27 protein-coding genes are annotated in these 25,654 nt (G+C 40.0%); 15 read left to right on the plus strand and 12 right to left on the minus strand.

The genetic code is table 11. The features are described from left to right. The first annotated feature begins 16 nt into the window (after nt 1-16). The 4 genes from BST86_RS06510 to BST86_RS06525 all read left to right on the plus strand — a co-directional run bounded on the left by BST86_RS06510 (nt 17) and on the right by BST86_RS06525 (nt 2,363). On the plus strand, nt 17-637 hold the full coding sequence (locus BST86_RS06510; protein WP_105982561.1) for a SatD family protein: 621 nt from the start codon (nt 17-19) through the stop codon (nt 635-637). After that, on the plus strand, nt 621-1,337 hold the full coding sequence (locus BST86_RS06515; protein WP_105982562.1) for a DUF3307 domain-containing protein: 717 nt from the start codon (nt 621-623) through the stop codon (nt 1,335-1,337). Before BST86_RS06510 ends, BST86_RS06515 begins: the two co-directional genes overlap by 17 nt. Beyond that, nucleotides 1,334-1,702, plus strand: a complete 369-nt coding sequence (locus BST86_RS06520; protein ID WP_055413030.1) for a hypothetical protein — start codon at nt 1,334-1,336, stop codon at nt 1,700-1,702. The genes BST86_RS06515 and BST86_RS06520 overlap by 4 nt, the downstream gene beginning before the upstream one ends. Before the next feature lie 118 nt (nt 1,703-1,820). Then, nucleotides 1,821-2,363 (plus strand): acyl-CoA thioesterase, encoded by a 543-nt coding sequence (locus BST86_RS06525; RefSeq protein ID WP_105982563.1) that lies wholly within the window; start codon nt 1,821-1,823, stop codon nt 2,361-2,363. Between the two features lie 79 nt (nt 2,364-2,442). Here BST86_RS06525 and carB read toward each other — a convergent pair whose 3' ends face one another. The 3 genes from carB to BST86_RS06540 all read right to left on the minus strand — a co-directional run bounded on the left by carB (nt 2,443) and on the right by BST86_RS06540 (nt 6,710). Then, entirely contained in the window at nt 2,443-5,295 is a 2,853-nt protein-coding gene (carB, locus tag BST86_RS06530; RefSeq protein ID WP_105982564.1) for a carbamoyl-phosphate synthase large subunit, read from the minus strand. Between the two features lie 102 nt (nt 5,296-5,397). Further along, nucleotides 5,398-5,562, minus strand: coding sequence for a 50S ribosomal protein L34 (gene rpmH / locus BST86_RS06535; protein WP_082438615.1), 165 nt, complete (start codon nt 5,560-5,562; stop codon nt 5,398-5,400). 131 nt (nt 5,563-5,693) lie between these two features. Beyond that, nucleotides 5,694-6,710, minus strand: a complete 1,017-nt coding sequence (locus tag BST86_RS06540; protein WP_172443322.1) for an AraC family transcriptional regulator — start codon at nt 6,708-6,710, stop codon at nt 5,694-5,696. Between BST86_RS06540 and BST86_RS06545 the strand changes: the two genes are divergently transcribed. Next, nucleotides 6,709-7,224 carry a hypothetical protein gene (locus BST86_RS06545; protein ID WP_105982566.1) on the plus strand — a complete coding sequence of 172 codons (516 nt, stop codon included), beginning with the start codon at nt 6,709-6,711 and terminating at the stop codon, nt 7,222-7,224. The two genes, BST86_RS06540 and BST86_RS06545, sit on opposite strands and share 2 nt — an antisense overlap. Nucleotides 7,225-7,284: 60 nt before the next feature. On the opposite strand, the gene BST86_RS06550 is transcribed toward BST86_RS06545, so the two are convergent. The 6 genes from BST86_RS06550 to rpsA all read right to left on the minus strand — a co-directional run bounded on the left by BST86_RS06550 (nt 7,285) and on the right by rpsA (nt 13,130). After that, complete coding sequence (locus BST86_RS06550; RefSeq protein WP_146126723.1) at nt 7,285-8,034, minus strand: hypothetical protein; 750 nt, start codon at nt 8,032-8,034, stop codon at nt 7,285-7,287. A gap of 96 nt (nt 8,035-8,130) precedes the next feature. Continuing rightward, the gene (locus BST86_RS06555) at nt 8,131-9,036 is read right to left on the minus strand and encodes a ribonuclease Z (RefSeq protein ID WP_105982568.1); all 906 of its coding nucleotides are present in this window, start codon (nt 9,034-9,036) and stop codon (nt 8,131-8,133) included. A 12-nt stretch (nt 9,037-9,048) separates the two neighbouring features. Beyond that, entirely contained in the window at nt 9,049-9,381 is a 333-nt protein-coding gene (locus BST86_RS06560) for a ribonuclease Z (RefSeq protein WP_105982569.1), read from the minus strand. Then, on the minus strand, nt 9,371-10,309 hold the full coding sequence (locus BST86_RS06565; RefSeq protein ID WP_105982570.1) for an aspartate carbamoyltransferase catalytic subunit: 939 nt from the start codon (nt 10,307-10,309) through the stop codon (nt 9,371-9,373). Before BST86_RS06565 ends, BST86_RS06560 begins: the two co-directional genes overlap by 11 nt. Next, nucleotides 10,306-10,854: a bifunctional pyr operon transcriptional regulator/uracil phosphoribosyltransferase PyrR gene (gene pyrR / locus BST86_RS06570; protein WP_105982571.1), complete on the minus strand. Its 549-nt coding sequence runs from the start codon at nt 10,852-10,854 to the stop codon at nt 10,306-10,308. The genes BST86_RS06565 and pyrR overlap by 4 nt, the downstream gene beginning before the upstream one ends. Nucleotides 10,855-11,222: 368 nt before the next feature. Beyond that, complete coding sequence (rpsA, locus tag BST86_RS06575) at nt 11,223-13,130, minus strand: 30S ribosomal protein S1 (RefSeq protein WP_105982572.1); 1,908 nt, start codon at nt 13,128-13,130, stop codon at nt 11,223-11,225. A 281-nt stretch (nt 13,131-13,411) separates the two neighbouring features. Here rpsA and BST86_RS06580 point away from each other — a divergent pair, with 281 nt between their 5' ends. The 5 genes from BST86_RS06580 (at nt 13,412) to BST86_RS06595 (ending at nt 19,751) form a co-directional block, all read left to right on the plus strand. Further along, nucleotides 13,412-17,638 carry a T9SS type B sorting domain-containing protein gene (locus BST86_RS06580; protein WP_105982573.1) on the plus strand — a complete coding sequence of 1,409 codons (4,227 nt, stop codon included), beginning with the start codon at nt 13,412-13,414 and terminating at the stop codon, nt 17,636-17,638. 64 nt (nt 17,639-17,702) lie between these two features. Then, nucleotides 17,703-17,933: a hypothetical protein gene (locus tag BST86_RS15125; protein ID WP_317046525.1), complete on the plus strand. Its 231-nt coding sequence runs from the start codon at nt 17,703-17,705 to the stop codon at nt 17,931-17,933. Between the two features lie 9 nt (nt 17,934-17,942). Further along, nucleotides 17,943-18,161, plus strand: a complete 219-nt coding sequence (locus BST86_RS15130) for a DUF1801 domain-containing protein (protein ID WP_317046526.1) — start codon at nt 17,943-17,945, stop codon at nt 18,159-18,161. Beyond that, nucleotides 18,139-18,663 carry a hypothetical protein gene (locus BST86_RS06590; RefSeq protein ID WP_105982574.1) on the plus strand — a complete coding sequence of 175 codons (525 nt, stop codon included), beginning with the start codon at nt 18,139-18,141 and terminating at the stop codon, nt 18,661-18,663. Before BST86_RS15130 ends, BST86_RS06590 begins: the two co-directional genes overlap by 23 nt. A gap of 50 nt (nt 18,664-18,713) precedes the next feature. After that, nucleotides 18,714-19,751 carry a TlpA disulfide reductase family protein gene (locus BST86_RS06595; RefSeq protein ID WP_105982575.1) on the plus strand — a complete coding sequence of 346 codons (1,038 nt, stop codon included), beginning with the start codon at nt 18,714-18,716 and terminating at the stop codon, nt 19,749-19,751. Between the two features lie 73 nt (nt 19,752-19,824). Here BST86_RS06595 and cmk read toward each other — a convergent pair whose 3' ends face one another. Both cmk and porQ read right to left on the minus strand, forming a co-directional pair. Continuing rightward, entirely contained in the window at nt 19,825-20,517 is a 693-nt protein-coding gene (gene cmk, locus BST86_RS06600; RefSeq protein WP_105982576.1) for a (d)CMP kinase, read from the minus strand. 1 nt (nt 20,518) lies between these two features. Further along, the gene (gene porQ / locus BST86_RS06605; protein ID WP_105982577.1) at nt 20,519-21,541 is read right to left on the minus strand and encodes a type IX secretion system protein PorQ; all 1,023 of its coding nucleotides are present in this window, start codon (nt 21,539-21,541) and stop codon (nt 20,519-20,521) included. 182 nt (nt 21,542-21,723) lie between these two features. On the opposite strand from porQ, the gene BST86_RS06610 reads away from it, so the two are divergent. The 3 genes from BST86_RS06610 to BST86_RS06620 all read left to right on the plus strand — a co-directional run bounded on the left by BST86_RS06610 (nt 21,724) and on the right by BST86_RS06620 (nt 23,349). Next, nucleotides 21,724-22,155 (plus strand): hypothetical protein, encoded by a 432-nt coding sequence (locus tag BST86_RS06610; protein ID WP_105982578.1) that lies wholly within the window; start codon nt 21,724-21,726, stop codon nt 22,153-22,155. A gap of 142 nt (nt 22,156-22,297) precedes the next feature. Further along, complete coding sequence (locus BST86_RS06615) at nt 22,298-22,831, plus strand: porin family protein (RefSeq protein ID WP_105982579.1); 534 nt, start codon at nt 22,298-22,300, stop codon at nt 22,829-22,831. A gap of 134 nt (nt 22,832-22,965) precedes the next feature. Beyond that, nucleotides 22,966-23,349 (plus strand): hypothetical protein, encoded by a 384-nt coding sequence (locus BST86_RS06620; RefSeq protein WP_055413046.1) that lies wholly within the window; start codon nt 22,966-22,968, stop codon nt 23,347-23,349. 72 nt (nt 23,350-23,421) lie between these two features. Here the strand turns inward: BST86_RS06620 and BST86_RS06625 are convergent, their stop codons facing one another. Then, nucleotides 23,422-24,102 carry a DUF2490 domain-containing protein gene (locus BST86_RS06625; protein ID WP_105982580.1) on the minus strand — a complete coding sequence of 227 codons (681 nt, stop codon included), beginning with the start codon at nt 24,100-24,102 and terminating at the stop codon, nt 23,422-23,424. 316 nt (nt 24,103-24,418) lie between these two features. On the opposite strand from BST86_RS06625, the gene BST86_RS06630 reads away from it, so the two are divergent. Continuing rightward, nucleotides 24,419-25,282 (plus strand): sigma-70 family RNA polymerase sigma factor, encoded by an 864-nt coding sequence (locus BST86_RS06630; protein ID WP_041497103.1) that lies wholly within the window; start codon nt 24,419-24,421, stop codon nt 25,280-25,282. Nucleotides 25,283-25,405: 123 nt separating this feature from the next. Continuing rightward, nucleotides 25,406-25,645, plus strand: a complete 240-nt coding sequence (locus BST86_RS06635; RefSeq protein WP_105982581.1) for a hypothetical protein — start codon at nt 25,406-25,408, stop codon at nt 25,643-25,645. Nucleotides 25,646-25,654 lie beyond the last annotated feature (9 nt).

Raw genomic sequence — 25,654 nt, forward strand, 5'->3', positions numbered from 1 at the left:
CATTTACGTAATACTTATGAAAGTAGTTATAGCTGGTGATATCATTAACTCACAACAAAATGATCCTGAAACCTTTATAAAGGCATTAAAGGATATTTTGAGCGAATATTCCAGTGATGGACTTTTCCAAATCTACCGTGGTGATAGTTTTCAGGCTCTTCTGAAACGACCTGAATTAGGAATGTTTGTCGCCTTACAATTAAAATCCGCATTGAAGAGATCTAATGGACTAGACGTAAGAATTGCTATCGGATTAGGTGATGTAAATGTAATTCAAAATGACATAGCTATATCGAAAGGTTCAGCGTTAATAAGATCAGGGCAGCTACTTGATTCTTTAAAACATAAAAACCAAAACCTAATGGTTCGATCAGATCATAAGTTAGATTATTATATGAATAACATGCTTAAAATGGCATTGTTATTCATGGATAATTGGACTGAAAATGCAGCTGAAGTGATATTCGAATTTTTACACAATCCTCATATAAATCAAGAGGAACTTGGTTTGAAACTAGGGATTCAGCAAGCAACAGTTAGTAGGCGTCTTGATCGTGCCAATTGGAAAGAAACAGGAATAGTCTCTGGGTTATTCAGGGAATACTATAAAGACGTAAGTAATGATTCTATTCTTTAAACTTCTCATCGCCCATTTTATAGGAGACTTTTTCCTGCAGACTAACGACAGCGTTAAAAGCAAGGAAAAGCGCAAGATCAAATCGGTTGCACTATACGTTCATGTATTGATCCATGGAGCGTTGGTGATGATTCTGCTATGGGATATATACTTATGGTATATCGCGGTAATCATCATGGCGTCTCATTTGGTAATCGATCTGATCAAACTGTATGGGACGAATAAGAAAAATAAGCGATGGTTGTTTTTGATGGATCAAGTAGCCCATGTGGCAGTCATCGTTTTAATCGCTTTGATCAAAGGCTATGATGCAGACTTTACTTATTTCTCATTTCATATTCCTGCTCAGACCTGGTTTTTTATCGCCTGCATCCTATTCCTTACCACGCCTATAAGCATAGCGCTTAAAATGTTTTTTACGAGATGGAAATTAAATCCAGAAAACGCCGGTATCGACTCGCTTAAAAACGCAGGCAACTGGATAGGAATCATAGAACGACTGCTGGTTTTTGTATTCATTGTCGTAGGCCAATTTGGTGCTGTTGGATTTCTACTGGCAGCCAAATCTGTTTTTAGGTTTGGAGATCTCAACAGAGAACACAATATGAAATTAACGGAATATGTATTGATCGGGACTTTGCTTAGTTTTGGCATCGCCATACTTACGGGTATCGCCTTTCAACAAATGACCGGATTATGAAAAAAATACTAGGGGTTATACTCGCAACCATCGTCCTGCTGGCTATTATTTGGTACAGCTTTCTATATTTTGCTACTTATTCTGACGGGTACCGCAGCGGTGAATTGATCAAATTCTCCAGTAAAGGTTACCTGGTCAAAACCTGGGAAGGTGAGATTTCCCAAGGCATCAGTGGTGCTCAAATATTTTCCTTCTCGGTCCTAGATGAAGAAAAAGAAGTCATTGAAAAGCTACAGGAATACCAAGGTCAATATGTGAAACTCAAATATGAAGAGCGCTTCGGCACTTTTTTCTTTTGGGGTGACACGAAGTATTTCATTACCGAAGTCTCGCTGGAGCAATCGCCACACTTTAATCGCAATTAAACCGTATTCCGTTTTCAGTAACAATTGCCCATTGTGATGCCATTGTTTTTGGTATAGTTCGCTTTCGCGAAAGCGTAACCAATAGAAACTCACTGCTACCGACTCAAAGCTCAAAACCATGTCAAATATTTTCAAAACGCCCGAGGAATCTAGAGTCGTCATATCCATGTTGATGTTGCCATCGCATGCCAATTTCTCTGGAAAGATCCATGGTGGCCATATCCTATCATTGATTGACCAGATCGCGTTTGCCTGCGCGTCAAAGCACAGCAACAACTATTGTGTGACGGCAAGTGTGGACGTTGTGGATTTTTTGGCGCCTATAGAAGTTGGTGAGATGGTTACCCTAAAAGCTACCGTCAATTATGTAGGAAACACCTCTATGGTCGTAGGCATACGAGTCGATGCTGAAGACATCAAGTCTGGCACGAAGAAGCATTGTAACTCCAGCTATGTCACCATGGTGGCCAAAGATGATGAAGGTAAAACCATTGCCGTACCTGGACTTAAATTAAGTAGCGATACGCACATTAGGAGATTTGCCAGAGAAATACGTCGCAAATCAATCAAGAGAAACAGTTCCAAAGAAATGAAAGCCACCAACTTTAATGCTGAGGAATTTGTGGAGCTGTTGAAGGATTATAATGTGGAGTTAGGCTAATTACTATTTCGAAATTCTAGACCATAAAAAAAGACCTGATATGAATCAGGTCTTTTTTTAAGAGATCTTAAATAGAATACTATTTACTCAAATACATCCTGCGTCTCGCATACAGCTCATAAAACTCATCGTCTTTCAAACTGTCTACAAACAAGATGCTTTCTCCAGTTGATTTCATTTCTGGACCCAATCGTTTGTCAACGTTAGGGAACTTGTTGAATGAGAATACCGGCTGCTTGATCGCATAGCCTTTTAATTGTGGGTTGAAGTCAAAGTCAGTGACCTTGTTGTGCCCTAGCATCACTTTAGTAGCGTAGTTTACGTATGGTTCTCCGTAGGCCTTTGCAATAAACGGAACTGTTCTAGAGGCTCTAGGATTGGCTTCTATGATGTAAACAATATCGTCTTTGATAGCGAATTGGATGTTGATCAACCCAACTGTTTTTAAAGCAAGTGCAATCTTTTTAGTGTGATCCTTAATTTGCTGCATTACCAGGTCGCCCAGGTTGAATGGCGGTAAGGTGGCATTAGAATCTCCCGAATGTATCCCACAAGGCTCTATATGCTCCATGATACCTATGATGTAGACGTTCTCGCCATCACATATCGCATCTGCCTCTGCTTCTATCGCACCATCCAGATAGTGATCCAGTAATAACACGTTGTTTGGGATCTTTCTCAAGATGTCCACCACATGTTCTTCCAATTCTTGTTTATTGATCACGATCTTCATTCCTTGTCCACCTAGGACATATGAAGGTCGTACCAAAATCGGGAAGTCTAGTTTATCGGCCACTTTCATCGCCTCGTCTGGAGATGTTGCGGTGTCAAATTCTGGATATGGAATATTGATTTCTTGCAATAAAGTAGAGAATCGGCCACGATCTTCAGCAAGGTCGAGTGCCTCAAAGCTCGTCCCCATTATTTTAATGCCGTAGCGATCTAGTTTTTCGGCCAATTTCAAGGCTGTTTGACCACCCAATTGTACGATCACACCTTCTGGCTTTTCATGACGTATGATGTCATAAATATGTTCCCAGAAAACCGGTTCAAAATACAGTTTGTCTGCCGTGTCAAAGTCGGTAGAAACCGTCTCTGGATTACAATTGATCATGATGGCTTCATAACCGCATTCCTGTGCGGCATAAACGCCGTGAACACAACAGTAATCAAACTCAATTCCTTGTCCTATACGGTTAGGTCCCGAACCTAAAACAATGACTTTTTTCTTATCAGAAACAATGCTTTCGTTCTGTGCAGCGCGCTTCCCATCAGGTGTTTCTACGTCTGCTTCAAAGGTGCTGTAGTAATATGGTGTTTCTGCTTTGAACTCCGCAGCACACGTGTCTACCAATTTGTAAACGCGATTGATGTTCATCTCTTCACGCTTGGTGTACACCTCAGATTCCAGACAGCCCAGCATATGTGCGATTTGACGATCTGCAAACCCTTTTTGTTTGGCCTCGAGAAGTAGCTTTCGCGAAAGCGAACTAACATCAAACCTTCCTATCTCTAATTCCAACTCATGTAACTCCTCAAATTGTCTCAAGTACCACATGTCAATGCGCGTGATCTCATGGATTCTGGACAGCGAGATTCCCATGGCAATGGCGTCGTAAAGGGCAAAAACCCGATCCCAACTTGCGTTAGTCAATTTATCAATCACTTGATTGTAGTCGGTATAGCCTTTACCGTCTGCACCTAGCCCGTTGCGTTTGATCTCTAGAGACTGTGTAGCTTTATGTAAGGCTTCCTGGAAGGATCTACCTATTCCCATCACCTCACCTACGGCTTTCATTTGCAAGCCTAACGTGCGGTCAGAGCCTTCAAATTTGTCAAAATTCCATCGTGGTATTTTAACGATCACGTAATCCAATGTAGGCTCAAACAATGCCGAAGTGCTACCGGTTATCTGGTTGCTCAACTCGTCCAGAGTATAGCCCAGTGCTAATTTCGTAGCGATTTTTGCAATAGGATATCCGGTAGCCTTAGATGCCAAAGCACTAGAACGAGACACTCGTGGATTGATCTCAATCGCGATGATATCTTCTCTTTCATCTGGGCTCACGGCAAACTGAACGTTACAACCACCTTCAAACTCACCTATGCTGCGCATCATATGAATCGCCATGTCACGCATCTTTTGGTAGGTACGGTCTGACAAGGTCATCGCAGGTGCTACCGTGATGGAATCACCCGTATGGATTCCCATAGGATCCATGTTTTCTATCGTACAAATAATAACTACGTTGTCATTTTTGTCACGTAGCAATTCCAGCTCGTATTCCTTCCAGCCCAATAAGGCTTTGTCAATCATGACTTCATGAATAGGCGATACTTCTAGACCCAGCTGCAATAACTCGTCATAGTCCTCTTCTTTATGAACAATTGCTGCACCAGCACCACCTAGCGTAAACGAGGAACGTATACATAATGGAAAACCAAATTCCTGAGCGATTTCCTTACCTTTTAGGAAAGAGGTTGCTGTAGCTTGTGGAGCCATACCAACCCCAATCTTGCCCATCAATTCTCTAAATTTCTCACGATCTTCTGTGATATTGATAGCATCTATATCAACACCTATCAAGTCGACATTGTGATCTTCCCAGATGCCTTTTTCCTGTGCTTCAATACATAGATTCAAGGCTGTCTGTCCGCCCATGGTAGGCAATACCGCATCGATTTGTGGATGCTCTGCCAGGATTTTACGTAAGGACTTGGTTGTTAATGGCAACAGGTATACATGGTCTGCCATAGACGGATCTGTCATAATGGTTGCCGGGTTGGAATTGATCAATATGGTTTCAATTCCTTCTTCTATCATTGATCGCAATGATTGAGAACCTGCGTAGTCAAATTCACAGGCCTGTCCAATAATGATGGGTCCACTACCTATTAATAGTATGGATTTTAGATCTTTTCTTTTTGGCATGGGTATGTTTTTGTGGGATGTTCAAATTTCGTTAATGTGCGGGCATAAAAAAAGGCGTTACTTCTAAAAAAGTAACGCCTATAATTTATAGAGGATAAATCATTATCTCTTATGTCTTCTTTCAGTTGAAACAGAAAGTTTCTTGCGTCCTTTTGCTCTACGACGTGCAAGAACTTTACGACCATTTGCAGATGCCATGCGCTCTCTGAAACCGTGCTTGTTTCTTCTCTTTCTCTTACTAGGTTGGTATGTTCTCTTTTGTGCCATCGTGTAATTCTATATAATAAAAAGGTCGAACCTTAATTTTTAATCGGGTGCAAAGATAGGAAGTCTTTATAACTACACAATGTTTACAAGTAAAAATAATTGGGAAAGTTCACACGTTATCAACATTGCCGTTATTCTATGGGAATACACAGGTCAACGATACACATTTTATGTGGATGATCCTGGTAATTGTTATGGTAGACTTCAAAGGGCGATGGTGCCGCTTTTAGATGGCCGTTTTCCTGCATCCATATAAAGAGGCCTTTCCAGGCCTGCTCAAACTCTGATAGTCCTATTTCCATAGGTGCAACAATACAGCGATGCGACGGCAACTGCAATAAGGAGACCTCACCAGCAACCTCTACCTGTTTATTGAGTAAGATACAAGCACTTATCCTGACCTTATCGGGCGCTGTGGTTTTGGCGCTATCGTGGTAGACCGTGACCATTTTAACATCTGGTGCGTCGAGTAACCCTTGATCTCCAGCCCAGTTAACAAGTTGGTCATAGCTACCAGCAACGTTTTGAAAACCCATGGCAGTGACTCCTGCGAGTTGCATTTCTGGGATCTGCTTGATTTGGATTTTAGTGTTTATGCTTAGCCAATTGAGATGTTCCTTAATACTGCAAATGTATTTTTCAATAACCGGATGCCTTTGTCCATTCTTGCTAATTGATGAATGGATCTTGTTGTTGGTATTTGTAACGCTTTCGCGAAAGCGAACTGGACTCAAACCGTAATACTTCTTAAAAGATCTGGAAAAGCTACTTGCACTATTGAAACCGTACTCCAGATAAATCTCTTTGGCGGAAAGATCACGTCTATGCATCAATAGTGAGGCGCATCGTTCAACGCGTTTACGGTTGACGTAAACAAGCAGTGGCTCATTAGTAATCAACTTGAAGATCCTATGAAAATGAAAAGAGGAATACCCTGCAACTGTGACAATCTTATCTAAAGGTAGATCTTCATTCAAATGCTCATCGATGTAAAAAAGAGCTTTATCAACACGCTGGATATAGTCTGCTGGGACAGTTTTATTCAAAATAATCGGCAATTCTTGAGGCTGTAAAGGTATATGAAGTCTTTGAGTTACGGTAAATGTAGCGCGTTGTCTATATTTGCAGCCCCAAACGAAACTACTCATGTTTAATAAGAATATTAAGTTGGTGCTTGCCGTACTCGTCGTCGCATTTGCCATCTATCAATTTACTAGAAACGAGATCCTTACCGGTATCATGTTGATACTGTTAGCTGGAATTTTTGTCATTTTATATTTTTGGAATGAAATGATCATTTTGGCTTTTCTAAGATTAAGAAAACAAGATTTTCCTGGAGCTCAAAAATGGCTAGCTCGCATCAATGATCCTGAAAAAGCACTAGTTACAAAGCAATTGGGATATTACAATTATTTACAAGGTTTGATGATATCACAAACCAACATGACCCAGGCTGAGAAATATTTTAGGAAAGCAATTAAAACTGGACTAAGAATGGATCAAGATCTTGCGGTAGCAAAATTAAACCTTGCGGGAATTGCAATGACCAAAAGACGCAAACGCGAAGCCACTACCCTACTTAACGAGGCTAAAAAACTTGACAAACACGGCATGCTGACTGATCAGGTAAAAATGATGAAGCAGCAAATGAAGAAAATTTAAAAGTCTTGACTTTTAAAAACCTAAAAATCCCGATTTTCAGATCGGGATTTTTTTTTGGTTTTACCTTCTAAAAGAATCTGAAAAATTGTAGGCCTCAGCTTCCAAAAAATTGAAGCCTCTTCCTTGAATAAGCTCATCAAGAAAGTAGAAGGAGTAATAAAATAATGAATGGTATTCCACATAAAAGAGATCTGTGATCTTATCGTATGTTTCATTTTTATTCCATTGAATACGCTGTGGTAATATTAAATTATTCAATCCAGCATATTCATCCAATTGAAAAACGTGAACCATTTCATGATTAATCAAGCTGAAGTTGTTCTGTAATGATTCTCTCAATACTATGGCATTGCCATGAGTGATCCCGAAAGCATTTGGTAACCTTTCATCGTCTCTTATGAATATTGGAGTTCCGTAGGCTAATGAAAGTCCCGTATCGAAGTCGTTACCAATAGCCGAGTATATCGTGAGAGACATGGACAGTGGTTTGATTAAAGGTCGCCATGTGACGCCGTTTTCAAATCTGAATTCGTTTCTAACAAACCCTAGATTGAAATTAACTTGATCAAACAATGGTCTATTGGCAGCTGCATTTTCAATAATGGAAGCGCCAGAATCATGAATGATTTTAGAGGACCAAGCAAGATGCCATTCTTCCTTACTATTGACTTCTGCAATTAATTTTTTGCTACTATAGAGTAACGTTCCACCGACAGCTCCTTTCCATGCACCGTCAGAAAAAGCTTCGTTCCATTTTTGTTCTGGCGACTTATTGATTGCGGAACCAAAACCACCTGTCAAGGTTCCCAATAAAAGATTATATCCAAGAATTTCTAGATCTGACTGTGAATGAGAACAAATCGAGAATAAAAAAAATAAACAAAGGATTTTTTTCACAGTCCGATTCTAAATCTCAAAAACCTTACCGTCCAGCGCACAATGACTGTTTTCAAAAATAGGTCGTGCCTCGTCAGTAAACATGTCGTAAGATTTGTAGCGACTGGAATAATGGCCCAAAATAAGCATACCAACGTCGGCCTTTTTAGCAATAGTAGCAGCCTGAGCAGCAGTACTATGCTTGGTTTTTTTACATAGATCCTCGTGCTGTTTCAAAAAAGTACTTTCATGATACAATGCCGTAGCACCTTTGATGTGTGTGATGATATCTTCCTTATACATTGTATCACTACAAAAAGCATAGCTTTTTGCTGGATCTCCATCTGTAGTTAATCGTTCATTAGGGATCACCTCACCATTTTCTCTGACATAGTCAGCACCTTGTTTTATTTTGCGGTAATAGGCTTTTTCGATATTCAGCTCCTCACAAGCCACGATATCCAAGTGTCGCTCATTGGGTTTTTCTTTGAATAAATACCCATTAGTGTAAACGCGATGATCTAGAGGAATGGTGCTCACCGTTATGGAATCATCTTCAAATATTTGTACAGATTTGGTGGCTTCCAATTCGGTAAAATGGAGCTCAAAAGGCATATAGCTATTGCCCAATTTTAATTGCAACTCGATCATTTCCTGAATGCCTTTAGGCCCGTAGACATGCAATGGCTGCTCGCGACCCAATAGGCAAAACGTTGAAATTAGACCTATAAGCCCATACACGTGGTCGCCATGCAAATGTGAAATAAAGATATGCTTGACTCTCGCGAACTTGACACGCTGTTTGCGCAAGGCCATCTGTGTTCCTTCTCCGCAATCGATCAGAATTAAATGACCTTTTATTTCCAATACCTGAGCTGTAGGACGAGCATTATCTCGTGGTGTGGCACTGTGACAGCCTAGGATGGTTAGTTTCAATTTTTGTGACTATTAAAATCCTAGATCGCGTTCTATTTCTTCCATCTCAATAATGTCTTCAGCTTCTTGAAGCGTTGGCACCACAATGATTTCATCTGGAATATCTCCTGATGGAATGGCACTATTGATAATAACCAAAGACTTCTTTTCAGCTCTATGAGTATTACTCAATGTCAAGAAGCACAGCAAATCCTGAAGGCTCATCTCATCGTATTTGGAAATATCAATTACTAGATTGACATCCATGAACTTATCGTGAATGCGTGTAAGGAAATTGGCAAAATCACAAACGTCGTCGTGATCATCTTTCAATAGGGTGTACTTGTCGGTTACTTTACTGGTCATTGTGCTGAATTTTTGAGGCGATCAAATAAAGAACCGCCATGCGGATCGCAACACCATTTTCTACTTGATTTAATATAATGGCTTGGCTAGAGTCTGCTACTTCACTGGTGATCTCTACACCGCGATTGATAGGTCCTGGATGCATGATTACGATTTCCTTGTCTAGACTATCCAAAATTTCCCTAGTAACACCATACTGCTGCACATATTCTCGTACGCTGGGAAAATATGAGATGTCCATACGCTCATTTTGTACTCGAAGCATATTAGCTACATCACACCATTCCAAAGCTTTTTTAAGATTGAGTTCAACCTTGACTCCTAAATCTTGAATATGTCTAGGGATCAACGTTGCTGGACCGCAGACCATCACCTCAGCGCCTAGTTTTTTCAAACAATAGATATTAGACAACGCCACACGGCTGTGTAAAATATCACCAACGATGACTACTTTCTTACCGTCCAGGGAACCTAACTTTTCTCTTATGGAATAACTATCCAATAAAGCCTGAGTAGGATGCTCATGTGCTCCATCACCGGCATTCACGATTCTAGCGTTGACGTGTTTTGAAAGAAAAACACCAGCGCCAGGATTGGGATGACGCATGACGACTATATCCACTTTCATGGCCAGAATATTATTGACCGTGTCAATAAGCGTCTCACCTTTCTTGACAGAACTTTGGGCTGCGCTAAAGTTGATTACGTCTGCACTGAGGCGCTTTTCTGCCAACTCAAAGGAAAGCTTTGTCCTTGTTGAGTTTTCAAAGAATAGGTTTGCAATAGTAATGTCCCGTAAGGATGGTACTTTCTTAATAGGCCTATTGATGACTTCCTTAAATTGATCTGCTGTTTTATGAATCAATTGGATATCCTCTGGTGTGAGGTATTTGATTCCCAATAGATGGTCGACACTCAATTGACTCATTGGTCGTTAGTTTTAAGTAGGTATACCGCATCTTCATCTGCATTTTCCTTCCACATTACTTTTACCTTTTGGTTACCAATGGCATCCACTTGTCTACCGTTATAATCTGGTTGTATGGGCAAATGCCGTGAAAAGCGTCTATCGATAAGGGTAAGCAATTCAATGGCCTTAGGCCTACCAAAAGACTGCAGTGCTGTTAGGGCTGCTCTAATGCTGCGACCAGTATATAATACATCGTCAACAATAACGACGTTCATGTTTTCTACCACAAAATCAATCTCGGTAGAGTTGGCTTTAAGTGGTTCTTCACCACGACGGAAATCGTCTCTATAAAATGTAATATCTAACAATCCAGTGCGCAAATTGTGAATTTGATAGTTCTCTACCAGTAATTTTTTAAGCCTGTAAAGTAGAAAGGTACCTCTAGGCTGTACGCCTATCAAAGCGGTATTTTTAAAATCTCCATGGTTTTCAATAAGCTGACACGCTAGCCGATTCAAAATAATATCGATCTCTATGGCGTTGAGAAGAAGTTTCTGGCTCATTAAATCTTTGAATGACCACAAATATAAAGTATTTGAACAATGATTGGTTTATGAAGATTGTCAATTTTACCAGCTGATTGGAACAAGCTGGACCTGGTGATTATGTGTTTTGAAAATAGAATGGAGCAGAGAGAGATTGATAAAATCACTAAACGCAGATACTTTTTTGCGTTAGGGATTGAAATGAAAATCCTTTTTAAATAGAAGGGAGCGCAGCGTTCTTGTATTTAAAAAGATTGCAATGTAAAGCCCGACCGTCCTGATCATATCAGGACGGTAACGCCCTAATCAACCTATCGTTTTTACTGCATAAAAAAATCCCTTGTCAACTAAATGACAAGGGATTCCTAGTTTATAAAAGTTGAAGGTTATTCTTCTTCTTTAGCTGCTTTTTTAGACTTCTTTTTAGGCTCATCCTTTGGGGCTTTACCTTCCATTCTGTCTTTCAATGCTTGTAGCTTAGAGTTAGCGTCACCCAGCGTTGGCTTATCAGCTTCTTGTTGCTGCTTAGCTGCTTGCTTAACGATTTTAGCTTCTTCTTCCTTATGGATTACCATATGGGATCCTACTACACGCTTGAATTCTTTGTTGAACTCGATGATCTCGATTTCTGCCTTCTCACCTTTTCCTAACTTAGTTCCATCTTCTTTTTCAAGGTGACGGGTTGGGATGAATACGGTGATATCGTCGTTGAATTTAACAACAGCGCCTTTATCTACCATTTCAGTGATTTCAACCTCATGCTTAGTACCTAGACCAAATTCAGCCTCGTACTTATCCCATGGGTTATCCTTAGTCTGCTTATGACCTAGAGATAGTTTGCGACCATTGACGTCTAGTTCAAGAACTACTACGTCTAACTTATCACCAACTGAACAGAATTCTGATGGGTGCTTGATTTTCTTAGTCCAAGAAAGGTCAGAGATGTAGATCAATCCATCAACTCCTTCTTCCAATTCTACGAATACACCAAAGTTGGTAAAGTTTCTAACGATACCGGTGTGACGTGATCCAACTGGATACTTAGAAGTAATGTCTGTCCATGGGTCTTGAGAAAGTTGTTTCATACCTAGAGACATCTTGCGATCTTCTCTATCTACAGTAAGAACTTCTGCCTCGATAATGTCTCCTACTTTTACAAAGTCACCAGCACTTCTTAAGTGGGTTGACCATGACATTTCAGATACGTGAACGAGTCCTTCAACTCCTTCTTCTACCTCAACAAATGCACCGTAATCAGCAATGACTACTACTTTACCTTTTACTTTATCACCTGGCTTGATCTTGTCAGAAAGAGCTTCCCATGGGTGTGGCTCCAATTGCTTAAGACCTAACTGGATGCGTGACTTATCTTCATCAAAGTCAAGGATTACCACGTTAAGCGTTTGATCAAGATCTACTACCTCATTAGGGTGGTTGATACGTGACCAGGAAAGGTCTGTTATGTGAACTAGTCCGTCTACACCACCTAGATCTACAAAGACACCGTAAGAAGTGATGTTTTTCACAACACCTTCCAGTACTTGTCCTTTCTCTAGACGAGAGATGATTTCTTTTTTCTGCTCTTCAATATCTGCCTCAATAAGTGCTTTGTGCGATACAACAACGTTTTTGAACTCGTGGTTGATTTTCACCACCTTGAACTCCATTGTTTTATCAACGTATGCATCATAGTCGCGAATAGGCTTCACATCGATTTGTGATCCTGGAAGGAATGCCTCGATACCAAATACGTCTACGATCATACCACCTTTAGTACGACATTTAACATACCCATTAACGATCTCGCCAGTATCGTGTGCATTGTTCACACGCTCCCATGCTTTGATCAAACGAGCTTTGCGGTGAGAAAGGACCAATTGTCCAGTCGCATCTTCACGCACGTCTACAAGTACCTCAACCTTGTCACCTACTTTTAGGTTAGGGTTGTAACGGAACTCGTTAAGGGAAATAACACCTTCAGATTTTGCATTGATGTCAATGATCGCATCACGATCTGTCATCTTGATTACCTCACCTTCAATAACATCAGAATCGATGGTATCCACAAAGTTTTCGGCAACCAGCTTTTCAAAAGCCTTAAGTTGGTCCTCATCTACTTTCTCGATACCTTCACTGTAACGTTCCCAGTCAAAAGTGTCCAAAAATTCTTGAGGATCTTGTTGTTTTTTAGGAGCCTCGACAGGAGTCGCCGCTTCTACTTGTTCTTGAACCTGAGTTTCTGCAACACCATCTTGTGCCGCTTCAAGTTCTTGTTTTGTTGTTTCTTCAGCCATGTTTTGTTTGCTGATTAAAATTTGTATTCTAAGGTCTGCCGGAAACTTATAGAAACTTCCCTAGAAGATTTTTATAAAGTTTTGATTCCCAAACGGTTTCCGTGTTCTCGTTTTGGGCTTGCAAAAGTATGAATTAATTTAAAAATCTACAATTTTATGCTTTGCAAATTGATGATGTTTATTTCGCTTTCGCGAAAGCGGAACACTCTTAGCTAAAAATTAAATGATTGTAAATCATCCCAATCTAAAACGGTAAATTTGATTTCCCAAATTACCCTAAAATGAAGTCGTTATTTACTTTATTTATTCTGATAAGTTCATTGGGGCAATACGTCCTTGCTCAAAACACATCAATTCCTGACACTAATTTTGAGCAGACACTTATAGATCAAGGTTATGACAATGTCATAGATGGACAGGTACCCACTGCAAACATAAGCGGTATTAGAACACTTTCCATCGCAAATCAAAATATCACTGACCTGACCGGCATTGATGATTTTTTAGCACTGGAAACTTTAAACGCGAGCGGAAACCAAATAGCATCTGTAGACTTATCCAGCAATACGGTTTTGAATGTTGTTAGACTATCAGGAAACCAGCTTACCTCAATTGACCTGCCACCATCAATAGTTCAAGCGTCGCTGGATTCCAATGAGTTTTCAAGTTTTACTGCACCTAACTTACCACTACTTGAGGTACTATCCTTGAGCACCAATCAGCTTACAAGTGTTGATCCTTCAAACTATCCTAATCTAACTAACCTAAGAGTTGCTCGCAATAGTCTTACTTCTCTTGATGTATCGCAAAATATAGCACTGGTTAATCTTGACATATCATTCAATACCATAGGATCGCTGGATCTATCAAATAATGGCACACTTACAACATTATCTTGCAATACCTGCGGACTGAATTCTATTGTATTGGATTCAAATCCCTTATTGACTACCGTTAATCTAGCTAATAACAACTTGACAGCACTTGATTTAACCAACAACATAAATCTATCTGACCTAGAGATGGGTAGCAACCCGATTACGAATATCGATTTAAGCAATCAGGTAAATCTAACTAGATTTCGTTGCGTTTTATGCGCCTTGACCAGCCTAGATGTGACTAACTCGCCGCTACTCACATTTCTTGCGTTAGAACGTAATGAGATCACAACCGTAGATACATCTCAAAATCCATTATTAGAATGGACCTGGATAAGGGGCAACAATCTCGTTTCCATGAATTACAGTAACAATCCAGCAATACGATCCATTAACTTGTCGTCAAATGAATTGACCGCTTTTATACCGCCACCTGCAACAAATACATTGACATACATTGCACTAGGTAGCAACCAATTGAACGACCCAAATATTCTCAGCTCTTTATTGACCTATCCAAATTTATCAATTGTCGATTTGGGCAACAATCAATTTGCTGGTACCGTTCCCAATCTTACTGGATTATCTAATTTGTCCTATTATATCTTCAGTGTTAATAGATTTCAATTTGGTGATTTTGAAAATGAGCATGCATATTATCGTGATAATATTGTCCCTACAGCTTTTTATCGGAATGACCCGCAGGCAAAAGTTGATATAGAAGAAACAATTAATGCAAATGCTGGTGATGATATTACCATGACAGTGACGGTTTCTGGTAGTCAAAACCATTATGAATGGTTTAAGGATGGTAATCCCATTGCCACAGCACCCGACAGCCCCAACTTAATCTTAAACGACGTTACAGTCGCAGATGAAGGAGTTTATCATTGTCAGATTTCTAGTGATATTGTGACTAGCCCAAATAATGGCCAGCAATTGATACTGGAGCGTAATGATATCACGCTTGTCATAAACGATATACTACCAGCCTGTACCTCTATAACCTTACCAACAGATGGATCAAACGATGTGTCAGTAGATACAAATATCAATTGGACAGCAGTTACTGTCGCAACAGGATATTTGATCTCGATTGGAACGAGCGCTGGCGCCAGTGATGTTTTGGCAAGTTTTGATAATGGCAACGCCACGACCTATAATCCACCAACGGATTTTGAAGAAAACACCACTTACTACGTCACGATAACGCCATACAATGCAGCCGGTAATGCAACAGGCTGTACGGAAATAAGCTTCACGACGGACGTTGCCCTTTCAGTGCCAGGTTGTACATTTCTAACTTCTGGTAATAGTCAAGAATATGATGGTAATTTGACTTGGGAGCCAGTTGCCGAAGCTACAGGTTATAGGTTGAATATAGGAACTTCAAGTGGATTGACCGATGTTTTAGATAATTTTGATAATGGAAGTAGCACTATTTACGATCCACCTAACAATCTACCGCAAGATCAAGAATTATTTATTACAATCATTCCATATAATTCCGTAGGTGTTGCTGAAAGCTGTGGCGAAGAACAAATTAGAACAGATCGATTGCTGGCGCCACCACCTTGCACTACTATACAAAGTCCACAAAATGGAAATAACGCCTTTCCTGTTGACGGAATTTTCAGATGGGATTTGATTCCTCAGCAGTCAAGTACCAGCAGTTTAACTTCTTATAATATATTGCTTGGAAGAACGCCAGGCGGATCAGAAATTCTAGACACTATAGTAGGAGCTGTTGATTTTTATGAATTTCCTGGTGAGTTGCCAGATTTAGAAAATCTGTATTTGACTATTATTCCTTACAATCGTGATGGTGCAGCGCAAAATTGTAGTAGTATCAATTTTACGACTGGGCCTTCAATGACACCTCCTAACTGTACCTCTGTCAACATGCCAACCAATGGAGCGACAGATGTGGCCATAGACACCAACATTTCTTGGAACCCATCCGTAACGGCGACAGGATATTTGATATCGATTGGAACGAGCGCTGGCGCTAGCGATGTTTTAGCAAATTTTGATAACGGAAATGCCACGACTTATAATCCGCCAGCAGATTTTCAGGAAAACACGACCTACTTTGTCAACATAAATCCGTACAACGGTGCAGGAATGGCTACTGGCTGTGCCGAAACCAGCTTTACCACAGAAACTCTTCTTCAAGTACCCAATTGCACCTCGTTAATTCGACCTTTAGATACTGAACAAAATGTTCCCGTAGACACTGATATAGAATGGAATGCCGTTAATGGTGCTGAAGGCTACATTGTCAACATAGGTAGTCAACCAGGCACAAATGATTTGCTCGCTAACTTTGACAATGGCAACAACGTAGTGTATGATCCACCCGCAGATTTGTCTGCAAGCACTTCTTTTTTTATTACCATCATACCCTACAACGCAGCTGGTAATGCTACAGGTTGTATAGAAGAAAGATTCCAAACGGTATTTATAAATAACTTTTTGAGTTGTTCCACGATCTTGACACCTCAACCCAATCAACAAAATGTACCTGTCGACATAGATCTGGAGTGGACCATTTCAACAAGCGCGAACGGTGTAAATGTTGCAGACGGATACGAAATACGGTTAGGCACTGCTCCAGGACTTGCAGATGTGGTTGATACCCAGCTGTTGTTCACGCCTACACAATACGATATACCACAAAACCTCCAGGAAAATACTACGTACTACCTACAGATCATACCGTTTGATACGGCTGGACCAGTTCCCAATTGTCAAGAAATAACTTTTTCAACAGGTAATACCGTTCAGCCGCCATTCTGTACAACGATAAATACACCAGCAGATGGAGCGATCAATATCCCGATTGATACCGATATAACTTGGAACGCCACAGCCACTGCAACAGGATATTTGATCTCCATTGGAACAAGCGCTGGCGCTAGCGATATTTTGGCAGATTTTGATAATGGGAATTCTACAACTTATAATCCGCAAACTGATTTTGATGAAAACACAACCTATTTCGTGAACATCAATCCGTACAATAGCGCAGGAATGGCAAACGGCTGTGCAGAAATCACTTTTACAACCGAAATCCTTCCAACGCCTCCTAATTGCACCAATATTATTTATCCAAGTAATGGAGCCATTGAAATTTCTGCTAACATTGACATCGTTTGGGAAGATGTCATTGACGCTACAGGTTATTTCCTCAGTTTAGGAACACAGCCGGATTCTGACGATATTTTGTCCTTGATAGATGTTGGTAACAACTCGAGGTATCAAGCCACAAATTTGCCGCCTAATACCGTGATTTATGCATCGATAACTCCTTACAATGCCACAGGTAACGTGTCGAATTGTAGCAATTTCAGTTTTACGACTTTTGATCCACGACTGGTCATACCACTGTTTTTCACGCCTAATCAAGACGGGTTCAACGATGTATGGAAAATTACAGATCCAGAACAAATAGTGGTTGCCATCCAGATTTTTGATCGTTATGGCAAGCTTCTAACCAGTTATCAGGACTCCAATTCAGGATGGAACGGAACTTTCAACAACGAGCCCATGCCTTCGAGCGACTACTGGTACCTCATCAAGCTGGATGACGGGCAAGAATTAAAAGGCCATTTTACATTAAAACGTTAGGTGGATAATTTCGCTTTCGCGAAAGCGAAATTCCTTTTATCTTCTCATCACATAAAATCATGGGATGACTTCAACCGCAACTACTCCAGAAGAATATATCAAGGAACTACCCGAAGATCGCCAGATCGCTATACGGAAGTTGAGGACTCTGATCCAGACGCACTTGCCTAGCGGCTTTGAAGAAGCCATGAGTTACGGTATGATCGCCTATCAAGTTCCACTATCCACTTATCCAGCAGGATACCATGCTGGCAAAGACATAACGCCTCTACCCTTCATTAATCTGGCCTCGTAAAAAAATTACATGGCACTATATCATTCTGGAATATACGCCTCGCCAGAACTTTTGAAATGGTTTCAAAACGAATATTCCAAACACACCCAAACAAAGCTGGACATGGGAAAGAGCTGTATACGTTTTAAAAAAGCGGATAACATCCCATTAGACCTAATTGCTGATCTTTGTGGCAAGATTTCTGTTGAGGAATGGATCAAGATTTATGAAAACCAAATCAAACGATAATATGTTAAAGAATATTCTAGTTGCCTTTTGTGGCGTGTTGCTGCTCGCATCTTGTAATGAAAAGCCTGTCGTGATCGATGATCCACGTAACCATCCAGAACAATTTAAAAAAGTGGATACGGTAGAACGCGTAAAGATGATGGAGGTTTTAAAACAAGACACCTATCTCAATGATCTGGATCCAGATGCCGGTATGGAGATCCAGAAGGACCAGATCAATATGTTCTACAGATCTGAACAGGACAGCATCGATGACTATTATGACTACGTGGTCAATCAAGACTACAATGGTAAAAATTATGCTGAAGAAGGCGTCACGTTCCTGCACCTCATACGCAATGGAGATTCCCTACATTATGAAATTATCGCCAACAATAGAGATGTGCTGCGCTTCAAATATTTAGGAGACGACAGCATCCATGAATTCTTTCCTGCAAAACGTCCCGGCAAGTTGCCAGAGATTCTTCCCAACGATGCAGATGATAGTGAGTTGGAAGACTAAGTGTATTAAATTTTAAGTAAATCAGTTCAACTTCTTGAGAAAGCCTAGATATGAAAAGTACATTTCCACTACTATTAATCATATTTATGACTATCTCTTGTAAAGAGTCTGAAAAAATCGACCCGAGGGAAAAATTTCATTTAAAAATTACCGCAAGAAATTTTCCTGATAGTACTAAAGTTACTTTGTACAATAGAGATATTGATAAAATCATAGATTCTACTATTGTAATCAACGAAAGTTTTCAATTTTCTGGAGAAGTAGATGTAGCCTCATTGTGTTACTTGGATTTTTACGATAAAAATGAAAAGCATCTAGAGCCCTATAAACTATTCTTTTTGGAAAATAAGAATATTTTTATAACAGGAGAATTTTCTGACTTCTTTAATGCTAAAGTAAAAGGATCAAATCAAACAGATCTTTTGAAGGAATATGATTCTATATCTATAAATGCTACAAATTCAAATAGATTTACAAGAGAAATCCAATTCCTTTATTCTAATGCCAATAACCAGATGGCTTTGAATCAATTGTTATACAAGAAAAAACAGGTTTCAAAGGATAGCCTACTGTTATTTTATGGAAGGTTAGACTCTTTTAATTCAAATTCTCCAAAAGGTCAAGAATTACTGGCCTATGCAAAATCAGACGACATAAAGGTGGGCGATAAATTCAAGGATATTGTTGGAAAAGACTTAAATGGCACCAAACATAAAATATCTGATTTTCAAGGTGATGTCATATTATTAGACTTTTGGGCAAGTGGCTGTATTCCATGTAGGTTACAGAATAAAAAAGAGTTTCCCGATTTAATCGAAAGATTTGGTAACAAGGGTTTTATTGTAATTAGCTATTCACTTGACACTCGTGAAAAATATTGGAAGCAATCTAGTGAAGAAGATGAAATTCATTGGTTGAATATTTCAGACCTTAAAGGAATAAAAGGAGAAAATGTTTCAAAATACGCCGTCCAGGCATTACCAAATAGTTTTTTGATTGATCAAAATGGTGTTATAGTAAAATCATTCGTTGGGTTTAACGAAGGATCCTATGAAATTGGTAATGAGATTGAAAAACTTCTGAGATAGAATAGGTAAATATACCTTCGTTAGAAAAATTGAGTAATCAAACATTTACCCACAAGGTAACTCAATTATGGATCTAGTTTCTCAATCTTTCTTTGGCCCAATGCAACAAGGTGTCAAATTGCTCGTCACGATCCATATGACTGGTATCGAGCAATCGTGCATCAGCAGCTTGAACTAGTGGACTGTCCTCACGATTGGAATCTATCTGGTCACGTTCTATGACATTGTTTAGAACGTCTTCATACTCTACATGATCACCGCGTTTTTTGAGTTCTTCATAACGTCTTTTGGCACGCTCATCTGCTGCTGCGGTCATGAACACTTTTAATTCAGCATCTGGGAAAACGACGGTGCCTATGTCACGACCATCCATAACGACGCCTTTTTCGGCACCCATTTTTTGTTGCTGTTCCACAAGTTTAGAACGCACGGCAGATACTTCTGCAATCTTGCTCACGACACTGCTTACCTCAAGGGTTCTTATTTCCTTTTCAATATTGCGACCATTGAGACAGACCTCATTGTTTCCGTTTTCTGGATGGCGTTCAAAAGTAATGGTGATCTCGTGGAGTCTTTGCTCCAGCTTTGATTTGTCTAGGATGCCGTTATGGATTAAGTTTTCGCTTAAAGCGAAAAAAGAAACCGCTCGATACATCGCACCAGTATCTACATATAGATAACCCAATTCTTGCGCAAGTTGCTTTGCGGCAGTGCTTTTCCCAGTGCTGGAATGCCCATCGATGGCAATGGTGATTTTACGTTGCATATTATTGCAAGTTAACATTTACACCTATAAAACTGGTGTGAGAGGCAAGACTATAACGAGAGTGTGCATAGCTAAAACGCAATTTCCTGATCTTGAGTGAGAATCCAGCGCTTAAACCAGAGAAGGCTCTGGTGTCCTGGATGCGCAACTCTTCTGCCCTACGGAAGCTATAACCCAATCGCAATTGAAAATCTGATTCTGGGAAGATCTCGACACCTAGAACCGTGTGACGCAAGGCATTATTGAAAAAACCTGGATCGTCCTCAATCACATTTCCATCCAGATCACGCTGCGCGTTGGCACTGTTTGAAAAAGCAATGTCCCATTGCTGTAAATTTTCCAAAGTGACATGTAATCGTAAAGGCAACGTGCGCATGGTATTTGAAAAACCTACTGCAATCTCTAATGGTAAATTTTCATACACTTCATTATATGCCGTGAATTGAGTGCCCAGATTGCGTATGACCAAAGCACCACGTATAGCCTTGTCTTCATCATAATACAGCAAACCCAGATCAACCGCACCACCTAGCGAGGTAAAGTTTTCCAGCTGTGAACTGATCAGTTTTGCATTGACGCCCACATAAAAGTCAGACCATGGTATATTGTAGGCATAACCCAAAGAAACCGCTACCTCATTACCGCTAAATTCTCCTGTAGAATTTCCCTGCTCGTCGTAACCATCAAATTTCCCATAATTCAAATAAGTAACACCAGCATGAAAGGTTTGTACACGACGATCCCAAGTATAGGCATAGCTTGCCGTACCATAGTTGACATCACCCAAATAATTGACATAGTTCACCTGCAACTGATTATCCATCTTAGGGTTAATGGTAGCTGGATTATAGATCGCTGTAGTAGGGTCATAACCTACGGCCGTAAGTACACGACCTCCCAAGGCTGCCTGTTTTGTTCCTGAGACCAGATTGAGAAATTGATATGTCGCCTCACCACCTATTTGCCCGTAACAGATTGCGCCTGTAAATAGTAGTGTAAGTAAAACGAGGTAATGGTGACGCATTAAGAATTGTAGATTGCTATAACTAAACGACTGCAAGTTTAATTTATTTTTGACGGGCTATAAAGTGGTACTAGTTATTTGTTGTTGGGGATTTCGCTTTCGCGAAAGCGTGCTCATTTCCAATGCTGATGAATCTCTTAGATCCATGACGCGATGAACAATCTTACACCTAAAACTGAGCTATGGAGCTGACCCTTTGGGAATTATTGAAACTGTGTACTGATGTAGGTCTGGTCGTACTCATCTGGATGGTGCAGCTGGTGATATATCCCAGTTTTTGCCATTTTGGAAAAGAAGGATTTGACCGCTGGCACCACATTTACATGAAGAACATTACGTTTATTGTCCTACCATTGATGTTGGGACAACTTATCCTTTCTGGATACCTGCTTTACGATTCAAAGTTTGGATTCTTACATATCGTTGATTTTTTACTGGTAGGCAGTATGTGGCTATCAACGGCACTATTTTACAAGCCTTTACATGAGAAACTGGTCGCTCAAAAGTTTGATGTACCTCTATGCCAGAAGTTAGATCGCACCAATTGGTGGCGTACAATAGTGTGGAGTTTGATCGCAATGCTGACCTTTTACAATCTCGTAATTCAATTTTGAGCACAATTAAATATCCATAATTAATAGTTTCATTTAAAGAACATTAAGTAATTATGTTGCCAGAAAAAAGTCTATTTGCTTGTCAAACACAATGAGACGCAACTATATTTGATTCTTAAACTAATCGAAAAAAATTACAATTATGAAAAAATCATTAATCGCATTATCCTTCGCATTAGCAAGTTTCTGTGTTTCTGCGCAGCAATTTGGTGTCAAAGGTGGCTACAACAATTTAAATATAAAGGCTTCAGCAAGTGGTGTTTCATCAGAAAGCGAAGATGGATCAGGGTTTTATGTAGGCTTTTTTACAGACATAGCTTTAGGAAACAGCTTTTCTATCCAGCCAGAGCTTCAGTTTTCTCTTGCCTCTCAGGATGGAGAAGATGTCAAAAACCTGTTGTTACCCATTATGTTGAGCTATCAAGTAGCACCTAAATTTTCATTACAGGCAGGACCTCAAATAGAATATTATCTGGAAGAAGAAAATCCTATCATCAATGAATTTGGTTTAGGTCTAGGTGCAGGTGCCGCTTTTGATATTACGGATAAACTTTTTGTTGATGGTCGATATATTTTAGGTCTTAGCAATCGTTTTGAGGATGATGTTATAGTGGAAGGCTCTGATGGAAAACTTAAATTCGACTACATTCAAGTAGGTCTAGGTTACAAATTCTAGAATCGTTTTCAGAATTCAAACGTTCATAAAATCCTTTTCAATATTGAAAAGGATTTTTCTTTTAAAAAAATATTGAAAGCTAGGTAACTTAATTCGACTGTCTAGCGATAGAAATACTTCAAAACTTAATTCATATGAAACTTACACTACAACTTGCTGCGATATACAATATTCTTTGGGGTGCTTGGGTCGTCTTATTTCCACAAATGTTTTGGGAACTGGTAGGCATGGAGCCGTTGAATCAGCCTATGGTATGGCAAGGAATGGGAATGGTAATAGGTGTTTATGGTCTAGGCTACTGGTGGGCAAGCTATGATCCCATGCGCCACTGGCCTATTGTTGCCGTTGGTATGTTGGGTAAGATTTTTGGCCCCTTGGGATTTGTCTTTAATTATGCACAGGGAAAGGTTCCCTTTGAATTTATTTACACGCTGGTGACTAATGACTTCATCTGGTGGATTCCATTTTTCTTGATTCTGAAAAAAGTGCATACCGACTACAAGTGGAAGCTGACTTAGCTCAACCATACATAACCTGGTTTGAACTATTATCCAGCGAAAGCTGATAGCAGTCAATCCACGAACTATTATTTAAAACGACTGAAATACAGAGAGTACTAATTGACCTTTTGAAGTATTGCTGGTAATCTCACGCATATAACCAGCTTGTGCGCGCAGATCTTGTGAGATCCTATATCCTACACCGCCAAAACTCCAATTGCGATCAAACCTGTTCACGGTGGTGTTGCGCAATTGAGTCTCGCCATTAATAAAAACCTCGTTCCAAAACGGCAAATAGAATTTGGATTGCTGCTCATCCTTATAAAAATGGATGTTAACAAAAATCGTGTAACGTACCCTGCTGCGGAAATCCTGATTCTCTACAAACCGCTCTTCAAACCTAAATCGATGCCGTATACTCACCGTTTTGCCAGCGTTGGTATCCAACCAGACATCCTGATGCAAACGATGCTCTGAAGTACTGCCATCCATGTCGCCAAAGGGCTCGCCGTAGAAATATCCATAACCAGCGTGCAGCTCTACCACACCTATGGCTGGTGTATAGGCCACTGCTGCCCTAGCAATAAATTGCTGGAAATCACTACTCAACTCATAGGTGCGATACTGAAAATCTCCAGCTACCTTCCACTTGTTCCCAATAGGTAAGCTATAGAAATACTGGCTCCACAATCCTGTCTCGCTCAGACCATTTTGTGACAGTCCTACCTGACAGAACAAAAGAATGAAAAGAAGGCTCGATAGATTTTTCATGACTACAGAATAAGCTTATAAAGCTACAAAGGCTTCGGCTTTAAGACAAAAATGCCGTGTTCTCATTATTTTTTCAACATTAACGACAACGTGATAGTACTAGTGATGACGTGGAAATCCGCTTTCGCGAAAGCGATAAAAACCACTAGCACTGTAACAAGAAACCGGGTCTGCCGACTAATAGAAAAGTAGTGAATGTCCCGCCATTGCTGGTCTGAATAAGTGTCAGAATATTCGGCTTTGGTATGATTATTGCTACCTATAACTTGATTGTCAAGAGCTGACAGTCGCCTAATTTTTTAATCTTTTTATTTTAATGAGACAACTCAAAATCACCAAGCAGGTTACTAACCGTGAGTCTAAATCCTTGGACAAGTACCTACAAGACATCTCTAAGATCGACCTGATCACTGCAGAGGAAGAAGTGGAACTTGCACAGCGTATTAAAAAAGGTGATCAGAGAGCACTTGAGAGATTGACTACCGCAAACTTACGTTTTGTGGTTTCTGTTGCAAAACAGTATCAAAATCAAGGGCTTAAATTACCCGATCTTATTAATGAAGGAAATGCAGGTCTTGTAAAGGCTGCCAAAAGGTTTGATGAAACTCGCGGTTTCAAATTCATATCGTACGCGGTATGGTGGATACGCCAGTCGATCTTACAGGCACTAGCAGAGCAGTCCCGTATCGTGCGTCTTCCATTGAATAAAATTGGTTCGATTAACAAAATCAACAAGGCTTTTTCACACCTTGAGCAATTGCACGAGCGTCCACCATCGCCAGAAGAACTAGCCACTGAGCTAGACATGACGGTAAGTGACGTGAAACAATCGCTTAAAAATGCCGGGCGTCACGTATCCATGGATGCGCCGCTTAAAGAAGGTGAGACTTCTAACCTCTATGACGTTGTACGTAGTGGTGAGTCACCTAATCCTGACAAGGACCTATTGCATGAATCCCTTACACTAGAGATTACACGTGCCCTAGAGACACTTTCTCAAAAAGAGGCAGATGTTATTTCGCTTTACTTTGGTATCGGGAACCAGCAGCCTATGAGTCTGGAAGAAATAGGTGAAACCTTTGACTTGACCCGTGAGCGCGTGCGCCAGATCAAGGAAAAAGGAATCAAGAGACTGCGCCAAAACAGCCGCAGCAAAATTTTGAAGTCTTATCTAGGATAAGCCATTTTATCCTACTTTTTTACTGAAGCGCCTGAAATGGCGCTTTTTTATTGGGGTAAAATTATCATAGTTTAATTCCTGATTAAACAAATAGCTAATGTCATTATTATAAAAAGGTGAATCATGAGTAAAAAGAAATATACTGATCAACAATTAAGAAGTCGCTACTGGATCTTCGGTGGTTTAGGAATGGGAATACTCGGGTTTGGATTATCTGCCCTAGTTGAAAGCGGTTTCTTAAAGCACAGTGATGCAGAGTCATGGCAATGGATAATGGCAGGAACCGTATCGCTGGTGCTAATAATGACTGGAATTAATTTTTTGCTTGAATCTTTTAGTTGTAAAATACAATTGAAGAAATAAAAATTATAA

Origin of the sequence: Nonlabens agnitus (genome assembly GCF_002994045.1) — a bacterium.
Taxonomy (GTDB): Bacteria; Bacteroidota; Bacteroidia; order Flavobacteriales; family Flavobacteriaceae; genus Nonlabens; species Nonlabens agnitus.

Bases quoted from the DNA above. Each gene is read 5' to 3' on its own strand.
- BST86_RS06525 (WP_105982563.1), top strand. From the start codon at position 1,821: ATGTCAAATATTTTCAAAACGCCCGAGGAATCTAGAGTCGTCATATCC.
- BST86_RS15125 (WP_317046525.1), top strand. From the start codon at position 17,703: ATGACTTCAACCGCAACTACTCCAGAAGAATATATCAAGGAACTACCC.
- BST86_RS06610 (WP_105982578.1), top strand. From the start codon at position 21,724: ATGGAGCTGACCCTTTGGGAATTATTGAAACTGTGTACTGATGTAGGT.
- BST86_RS06510 (WP_105982561.1), top strand. From the start codon at position 17: ATGAAAGTAGTTATAGCTGGTGATATCATTAACTCACAACAAAATGAT.
- BST86_RS06620 (WP_055413046.1), top strand. From the start codon at position 22,966: ATGAAACTTACACTACAACTTGCTGCGATATACAATATTCTTTGGGGT.
- carB (WP_105982564.1), bottom strand. From the start codon at position 5,295: ATGCCAAAAAGAAAAGATCTAAAATCCATACTATTAATAGGTAGTGGA.
- BST86_RS06590 (WP_105982574.1), top strand. From the start codon at position 18,139: ATGAAAACCAAATCAAACGATAATATGTTAAAGAATATTCTAGTTGCC.
- BST86_RS06630 (WP_041497103.1), top strand. From the start codon at position 24,419: ATGAGACAACTCAAAATCACCAAGCAGGTTACTAACCGTGAGTCTAAA.
- pyrR (WP_105982571.1), bottom strand. From the start codon at position 10,854: ATGAGCCAGAAACTTCTTCTCAACGCCATAGAGATCGATATTATTTTG.
- BST86_RS06595 (WP_105982575.1), top strand. From the start codon at position 18,714: ATGAAAAGTACATTTCCACTACTATTAATCATATTTATGACTATCTCT.
- porQ (WP_105982577.1), bottom strand. From the start codon at position 21,541: ATGCGTCACCATTACCTCGTTTTACTTACACTACTATTTACAGGCGCA.
- BST86_RS06615 (WP_105982579.1), top strand. From the start codon at position 22,298: ATGAAAAAATCATTAATCGCATTATCCTTCGCATTAGCAAGTTTCTGT.
- BST86_RS06545 (WP_105982566.1), top strand. From the start codon at position 6,709: ATGTTTAATAAGAATATTAAGTTGGTGCTTGCCGTACTCGTCGTCGCA.
- BST86_RS06580 (WP_105982573.1), top strand. From the start codon at position 13,412: ATGAAGTCGTTATTTACTTTATTTATTCTGATAAGTTCATTGGGGCAA.
- cmk (WP_105982576.1), bottom strand. From the start codon at position 20,517: ATGCAACGTAAAATCACCATTGCCATCGATGGGCATTCCAGCACTGGG.
- BST86_RS06515 (WP_105982562.1), top strand. From the start codon at position 621: ATGATTCTATTCTTTAAACTTCTCATCGCCCATTTTATAGGAGACTTT.
- rpsA (WP_105982572.1), bottom strand. From the start codon at position 13,130: ATGGCTGAAGAAACAACAAAACAAGAACTTGAAGCGGCACAAGATGGT.
- BST86_RS15130 (WP_317046526.1), top strand. From the start codon at position 17,943: ATGGCACTATATCATTCTGGAATATACGCCTCGCCAGAACTTTTGAAA.
- BST86_RS06565 (WP_105982570.1), bottom strand. From the start codon at position 10,309: ATGAGTCAATTGAGTGTCGACCATCTATTGGGAATCAAATACCTCACA.
- BST86_RS06635 (WP_105982581.1), top strand. From the start codon at position 25,406: ATGAGTAAAAAGAAATATACTGATCAACAATTAAGAAGTCGCTACTGG.
- rpmH (WP_082438615.1), bottom strand. From the start codon at position 5,562: ATGGCACAAAAGAGAACATACCAACCTAGTAAGAGAAAGAGAAGAAAC.
- BST86_RS06540 (WP_172443322.1), bottom strand. From the start codon at position 6,710: ATGAGTAGTTTCGTTTGGGGCTGCAAATATAGACAACGCGCTACATTT.
- BST86_RS06560 (WP_105982569.1), bottom strand. From the start codon at position 9,381: ATGACCAGTAAAGTAACCGACAAGTACACCCTATTGAAAGATGATCAC.
- BST86_RS06520 (WP_055413030.1), top strand. From the start codon at position 1,334: ATGAAAAAAATACTAGGGGTTATACTCGCAACCATCGTCCTGCTGGCT.
- BST86_RS06625 (WP_105982580.1), bottom strand. From the start codon at position 24,102: ATGAAAAATCTATCGAGCCTTCTTTTCATTCTTTTGTTCTGTCAGGTA.